5 protein-coding genes and 1 pseudogene are annotated in these 7,118 nt (G+C 46.2%); 3 read left to right on the forward strand and 3 right to left on the reverse strand.

Annotated elements, in window-relative coordinates:
• Positions 1-116: 116 nt before the first annotated feature.
• The 3 genes and pseudogenes from PJF56_RS20505 to PJF56_RS22285 form a co-directional block, all read right to left on the reverse strand.
• Positions 117-1,112, reverse strand: coding sequence for a S1C family serine protease (locus PJF56_RS20505; RefSeq protein ID WP_283764578.1), 996 nt, complete (start codon positions 1,110-1,112; stop codon positions 117-119).
• Positions 1,113-1,202: 90 nt separating this feature from the next.
• Positions 1,203-5,636, reverse strand: a complete 4,434-nt coding sequence (locus tag PJF56_RS20510) for a DEAD/DEAH box helicase (RefSeq protein WP_283764579.1) — start codon at positions 5,634-5,636, stop codon at positions 1,203-1,205.
• A 102-nt stretch (positions 5,637-5,738) separates the two neighbouring features.
• Positions 5,739-5,901, reverse strand: a pseudogene (locus tag PJF56_RS22285) (RNA-guided endonuclease TnpB family protein); the annotation flags it as partial.
• Positions 5,902-5,961: 60 nt separating this feature from the next.
• Between PJF56_RS22285 and PJF56_RS20515 the strand changes: the two are divergent.
• The 3 genes from PJF56_RS20515 (at position 5,962) to PJF56_RS20525 (ending at position 6,907) form a co-directional block, all read left to right on the forward strand.
• Positions 5,962-6,147, forward strand: a complete 186-nt coding sequence (locus PJF56_RS20515) for a hypothetical protein (protein WP_283764580.1) — start codon at positions 5,962-5,964, stop codon at positions 6,145-6,147.
• Positions 6,148-6,234: 87 nt separating this feature from the next.
• Positions 6,235-6,594, forward strand: coding sequence for a papain fold toxin domain-containing protein (locus PJF56_RS20520; protein ID WP_283764581.1), 360 nt, complete (start codon positions 6,235-6,237; stop codon positions 6,592-6,594).
• Positions 6,587-6,907, forward strand: a complete 321-nt coding sequence (locus PJF56_RS20525; protein ID WP_283764582.1) for a hypothetical protein — start codon at positions 6,587-6,589, stop codon at positions 6,905-6,907. The genes PJF56_RS20520 and PJF56_RS20525 overlap by 8 nt, the downstream gene beginning before the upstream one ends.
• The last annotated feature ends 211 nt before the right edge of the window (positions 6,908-7,118 follow it).

Consider the following 7,118-nt stretch of genomic DNA (forward strand, 5'->3'; position numbering starts at 1 on the left):
TGGGGACGCTTGTCGATGCTCCCTGAGCGGAGTCGAAGGGAGCATCGACACACAGATGGCCGATTACCCATTACCGATTACCCATTACCGATTACCCATTACCAGCGCGTAGCGCTCTAAAATTCAATCAAGACTTCAGCAATTCTGCGATTGCGTCGCACAGTGAGTAACATGGAACGGGGACGGGTTTCTAGAAAACCAATCAGATCGTTAACTCCTCGCAAACGACGGTGATTAATGGCCAACAGACGATCGCCGGGTCGAAAGCCGATATCAGCAGCTAGAGAACCCCGTTCAACTTCTAATACAATTAAGTCCTGATCGACGGTTACGCCTAAACGGGGACGGTCAGAAAAGCGATCGCGGTTATTCCCATTTTCTTCAGGAAAAGTCGGATCGCGTCGAGCTACGCGATCGTCAGGAAAGCTGGGATCGGGTTGATTGCTGTTCGCTACAATAAACTCACGGGCAATTGCCGCATTGGTGGCAAAGCCGATACCGCTATTGGTTCCATCCCGGCTTAAAATGGCTTTATTAACTCCAATCAGTTCCCCACGGGAGTTAAGTAAAGGGCCTCCTGAATTACCGGGATTCAGCGCTGCATCGGTTTGTAGGTCTCCGTTGTCCGGGTCGATACGACTGAGGATACCGGTGGTAATGGTTCCGGAAAGACCAAAGGGACTGCCAATCGCATAGACTTGTTGACCCACTTGTACCCCTTGGCGATCGGCGATCGGAATCGTGGGTAAGCTGTCAGTGGTATCTAAACGAACCAAGGCTAGATCGTTGCGGCGATCGACCCCAATCACATACCCTTGATAGCGATTTCCTTGGGATGTTCTCACCTCCACCCGTCCCCGTCTGGCTTCCGACACCACATGCTCATTGGTTAACACCAAACCATCAGAGCGGACAATACTCCCTGAACCTGAACCTCGTCCCGCTTTAATGGTAACCACGGCTGGACTCGCTTGGCGATAGACTTGAATTCGGGTTTGTTCTTCGCCACTAAATTGAGCCAGGATCGAGGCTTCAGGTAGACTCAGCGCTGGCGGAGCAAGCATCAACCCTGCGGCAAGGGTGGACAGGAATAAAGTTTTTGGTTGGATCATAGTTCTTTACCCAGAGTTGGCAATCCTTCTTTGATGAATGACACTCCGATTGTGTTGAGTGTTTCCTGATTTTATCGAGGGAGTCATTAATCAAAATGTGAAGCACAGTTCATGCTCGGCAATTTTGAGAAATAATTGGGGAGGATCGCCAGGTTCTAAGCGTCCTCCATAGCTGGCATTAAAACAGCTAAAGGTTAAAGGTTCCTTGCCTGTGCCTTTAAGTTTCATGTTTTTGAACAATAGGCTAAAGTTGATTAAATCCACCCGCAGGCGATCGCCACTGAGGGTATCGGCAATTAAAACTTGTTTCACCCTGGGATCGATCTTGATCACCAAGTTTTGAATTCGGAACCATTGCACCCCATGACTAATATACTTCACCTCTACATCATCAGGTAACCCTAAAATGTCCACTTCTTGCAGATTCTGATTGTCAATCGCAGGCGTATCTAGGGATGGCTCAACAGATTCAGGTGCAGCCTCTGTCTCGCTAAACTCTGGTGCAGGAGGGCGATTTTTTTGCTGCCGTTGGGGAAGGGAGGGACGCTGTTGCGGAGGAGCAGGAGGAGTAGCGGCAATCGTCTCTAGGGCGATTTTCCAACTGCGGGATTTTTGCGCAAGTTCTGAGCGAATGCGGATTAGGCGATTGGTTTTGCCTTTGGTGGTGTAATAGTCTTCCTGTTTTTTCTTGGTAGCTAACCAGCGCCTGCGGGCAAACTGTTGGGTATTTGGCGGATAATTTCCCTCACAGAAGGTTTGATAAAACTCCAGGGTAACACCTAAACCGCCGATTTTTTCTAGGGCAATGCCTACCTGTTCCATCAACAGATAGGTTTGCCAGTTGGGTTTAGCCAGAAACTGGTCTTTAATGAGATACTCGTAGCGTTGGCGATCGGAAATGGAGAGGCGATCGGGATGTAGAGTAGAATGGGCTAATTCATAAATAATTAAGGCCAAAATTTGAGTTTTTTCGATCTCATCGGTTAACAGTTCGCGACTGCATTGCTCAAAAATGGCGGGGAGTTCGGGCCAAAATTCCCGACGGATTAAATATTGTAGCCATAGGGGGATAACTTGGCGCTGCTCTCTCCCCTCAGAAATCTGGTCAAAACAGCGATTCAGAGCTTCTGTATCGTCTAAATACAGATAGGCCATAAAGGCATGATAGTTAGAGTTCTGGTGTTCTAAAATGGGAGCAACATACCTTAACCAGGCAGGATCTTTGGGCGATCCCGCTTCCTCCCAAGCCTTAAAAATTAAGTGTTCTAAATCGCTATGGAGGAGCGCTTGGGTTGACGATCCACTATTGGAAGCCAGTTTGAGATATTCTAAGCCTTCGGGTAGTCCGACCAATTGGGCTTTGGCGAGATAATATTCCCGTTGTCCGGTGGCTTGGGCAGAGGTGAAACAATCTACGGCTTCTTGATAGGCTTGACCTCGGTAAAAACAGAGTCCGGCTGAAGCGAGTAGGCTGGGATATCCAGCATCAGATAAGGCTTGTAGAACTTCACCCATACTGTACCACGTGGCAGGTTGTAGGGTGTTTTCATCACTGATTTGTTCGATGTTTTGCTGATAGGTTTTGATCGCCGTTGTCCATTGGGGGCTAAAGCGATGTTGCTCTAAAACTTGGGTCTGGTTATGGTGATAAACCTGTAGGGCTTGGGTGAGGGTTTGTAGGTCTTCTGGGTTAAAGTCTGAGACCATGAAGTTGATTAGGGGTTGTTCGAGGCTATGCCGATCGCCGAGTTCTGGGCGATCGGCCACGTCCTGATACCATTGATACAGATCTGCCCAACAGGAGCCTTGCCAAAAACAATCCCAGGCTTCTTCTTCTTCTCCGAGTTGCCAAAATTCTGACCCAGCTCTTTGGTACTGTTGTTCAAATTTGAGCGCCCAAGCTTCACACAGATGCCCTTCTTCTAAGTTGCCAATGGTTCGATAAAATTGTTTGGCTCGGCGCAGAAGTTTGGGATCTTGGGCGTTTAAGCCTTCGGTTTGAAGGGTGAGAGCAACGGAGAGTAAGTCATCTTCTTGCAAATCTTTAGCACTTTCATCGGTTCCCGTTTGCAAAAATTGCATCCGTTGTTGCCAGTCCTGGGCATTTTTCACCCGTCCCCAATGGGTTTCCACTTGGTGAGGATCGTTAATCTGATGCCATAGGGTGCGATCGCCCAAGGGGGTATCGACGACAAATAAGCGCTCAATGGCGCGACTCGCTGCCACGTAGAGCTTATTAAAGAAGTATTCCACCTCGATGCTCAGTTCGGGATGATCGGCTTCTAGGAGCGTCCAGAACCGGTGATGACAGGCTTCGCCAAATTTATACAGAATGACTCGCTTAAATTCCAGTCCTTTGGCGGCGATCGCACTCAGGACATTTTTCGGCGGTTCCCCATCACTCCATCCTTCCACCACTTCCGATAACACTTCATCTTTTTGAATATAGGCGATTTCTCCCCCTTCTTCACAGGGAATAATAATAATCGTGTTTTGGATATATTCCTTAAGAGTTTCTCTGGGTAAATTATCTTCTAAAATAAACTTTTCTGGCAACAAGTCCCCTTGTTTCCAAACCCTTTGCGGTTTAAGATCTCGGTGATTAAACAGCAAATATCGCCAGAATTGAATCAAATTATTAAACTTAACAATAGGCGCATAGGATCGATAGTTACATTCTAATTCCTGGAAATTCATTTCCAGCCCTAATTGGCGCGTCGGATCGAGTTGAATCACAACTTCACTATAGAAAGCAGCCTTAAAACTATCCCAACGAAACCCTGTCGGATTAAGAGTTTGAAAGGGATCGCCCGCAAACACAAAGGGAAAGTTTTCTAGAGTTTGATATCCCAAATCGTAGCGCGAAAAAATTGAAAGCCTCAAGATCAGTTGCAGCTCAATGCGAGTAAAATCCTGGGATTCATCACAGAAAATAGCCGTATAACGGGCTAAATCTAGGGGGAGTTTCAAGACTTGTTTAATCAAGTCTTGGTCGTCCCAATATCCAGATTCTTGAGCTTTTCTTTGATACCAATGTTCCCAAATGCTATAAATATCCTTAAATTCTTGAACAGGAACCGTTCTTTCCTTGCGCGGGACTTCAAATTCATAGTCCTCTAAGGTCATTTCTTCTAAGCCATATCCCTTGATAAACGTGCGAATGACATGCCAACAGCGTTCGGGAGAATAATGCTGGGCAACAGGTAGGGGACAGTATTGATATAAGACCTTGAATTTATGAAAAGAAATATAGCGGTCTAAGGCAAAACATTCCGTATATTCTGGGGGTAAACGATTGAGCAAGAATCGCTGGAAAGGTCTAAAAAAGTGACGGATATTGGGAATCGGATCGGCGCTGGTTTGTTGGGAAACAAACCGGTGATGAAATTTCAATAATTTTTGTACCCGGTCTTTGGCGACTTCGAGCAGGCGCTCATTATAGGTCAGAAAGAGGGGATTGCCGGGTAACAGGCGATCGCCGTAATAGTAGAATTTGCGATAGCAATAGTCAGCAAACAGATAAAATAGAAGCGTGGATTTGCCACTGCCCGCTTGTCCATTCAAAAATAGGGGCAGAGCGTGATTGCCCGGTGTAGAGACAAAGTTGAGCAGGCTCTCCTCTTCCGCAGACAGGGCTAAATTCACCTTGGGAGAACCCTCAATAATCAGCCAATCCTCATGGGCGAGTAAATAATTGGGATAGGCTCGGCGAGCTAGAGCAGTGATGGAGTTGGCATTAAAATCGCCGTTGAGATAATTAACATTTTGATTATAGAGATAGGTGCGATCGCCAATCGCCGTGATTTCTTCTGGCGTAGGATAATAGGAAAATGGACACAGTAGAAACAGAATCGACAAAGAGCGATCCGAAGAGATAATACGGCTAAAGAGAATATAGCGATCGCCTTCTCCATAGAGCAACACCCCCGGCCACTCCGTCCTCTGTTCCCTCGGTTGCCGAGCCTGAATCACCTCCACCAATTGGGTATACTCGGAAGCATGGGATTTCATCCCTGCACTATTTAACTCAGTAGACCAAATCTCACTCTCATAAATCAACGCCCCCTGGTTCTCCCGTTTCCATCCCGGAGGCTCCAACCAAGGCAATAAATCCGGATTTTCCTCTATTAAAGGTCGCATCTGATGGGGAACCGAATCTAAACTTTGTTGTCCCAACAGCCAACTTTCCAACTCCCCAGGTTGAATCTGCGGATCGAAATACTGTTGACCAAACCCTTCCCGGTCTCTGAGAAAATGCTCATAGTCCTTCGATCCGCGTTTGAGGATATCCAACAACACCAACACATCCTCTCCCTGTATTTGCCCCTCAACCCGCACCATGCGAGCAATCAAGCGATAATTATGATCGACCTTGCGCTTGAGATAAGGATACAGGCGCTTAAAATGAGCTTGGGCTTGATCGACACTCTGAGGCAACAGTTCATCACAGAATCGATTAATGTGGCTCTCCAGATTATGCTGTTTGGCTTTGTGCTTAACTTGATCTGTGCGATAAACGTACATGAACTTAGTTGGCTTCAGAGAGTAGGGATAGTTTTAATTTTAGTGGATCTTTACTTCCTCCCCACCCTCCACTTCCTTAAAGGGTGGGGATTCCCTGTCTATTCAGGCGATATCAAATAACGATAACGGCTTGAATTCCAGATGGGTTGACGCTTCAACGGTTGCAACTCCCTTTAAGGAAGTCTTACGCGCTCCTCCACGTCCATTTTTTGTCTCCGAGAGACCCCCCGGCAACTAGAATGTTTACTGCGGCGTTTACATCGCGGGTGCAGGGGCGGATCGGTTTGTCCTGGCAACCGGTCACGGTTCTGATATTATAACTGATTTGGCCATTGGCGAGGAGGTGCTGAACCTAGTTAATCCCCTGACGTTTAGGGATTTAACGGTTACTCAAACCACGGGCAGTTCGGGAGTAGAAACCCAGATTCGCGTCAGTGCCACCAATGAGTTACTGGTATCGTTGACGGGGGTTAGCGCGAATGCGGTAACGGCGGAGGTGTTTGTGGTGTAGCTGGGGAGCGAGAAACCGGGTTTCTTGAAGAAGCCCGGTTTCTCGATACAGTAATCTTATGGGATAAAGGTTAAGAGGTACAGTGAATTGGAACCAGAGGAGGTGTGGCAAGAAGTTGGTAAAATGGTCATAACCTATCCATTAATGGAATGCGATCGCTGTGCGATCGCGGTGATGGCATGGTTGGCGCAACAGGGTATTGTCGGAAAAATCCTGAGATTGCAAACAAAACGCCCAAGCGAAATATTTATTATTAGTCGTCGCTACACTATGAATGAATCGATTACTGAGAATGGTACACACTATGGAGTAGAGGTGTTAGGATTGGTGTTTGATAATTTGTCTGAATATGGCTTGCCAAGATCGCAATGGATTGCTGATTTTATGTGCCCCAGTGGTCAATTTTTAATTGATGAATTAGAATATTTAGGAGATGAGAATGGCTAATTTATTTCATACATTAACCAAAATAAAAGAAGCCCCAGGAATGTATCTCGGTCGGCCTTCAGTTAGCGATCTCTTTATGTTTTTAGTGGGTTATGAATTTGCGCGATCGCAAATGGGAATAGAATTAGAACCCTCAGAAGAGTATTTTTATCAAAATTTTCAACCTTGGCTTCAGGAAAAATTTGGAGTTCGCAGCACTGCCAGTTGGGCGAAGCTAATTATGTTATCTTGCCATGATGAAAAGGCTGGATTTCATAAATTCTTTGCACTGCTGGATGAATTCATTGCCCAGGAAAATAAACAAGTTGCTTAGTTAGGCATTAATAATCATAATCGAGTTAATTCACTGATTATATTCCTGTCCAAATAAAGACTTCATGAAAACTTTACAGCGCTTCGCGCGGTAATGGGTAATGGGTAATGGGTAATGGGAAAACCATTTTTTACGCTAGAGTGCCCATTCTTCAGGCTTTTCATGGGACAACACTCTCAAGGAACATTTCGATTACTGTACCTCATAACAT

This window comes from Roseofilum halophilum BLCC-M91, from assembly GCF_030068445.1.
In the GTDB taxonomy this organism is placed as follows: domain Bacteria; phylum Cyanobacteriota; class Cyanobacteriia; order Cyanobacteriales; family Desertifilaceae; genus Roseofilum; species Roseofilum halophilum.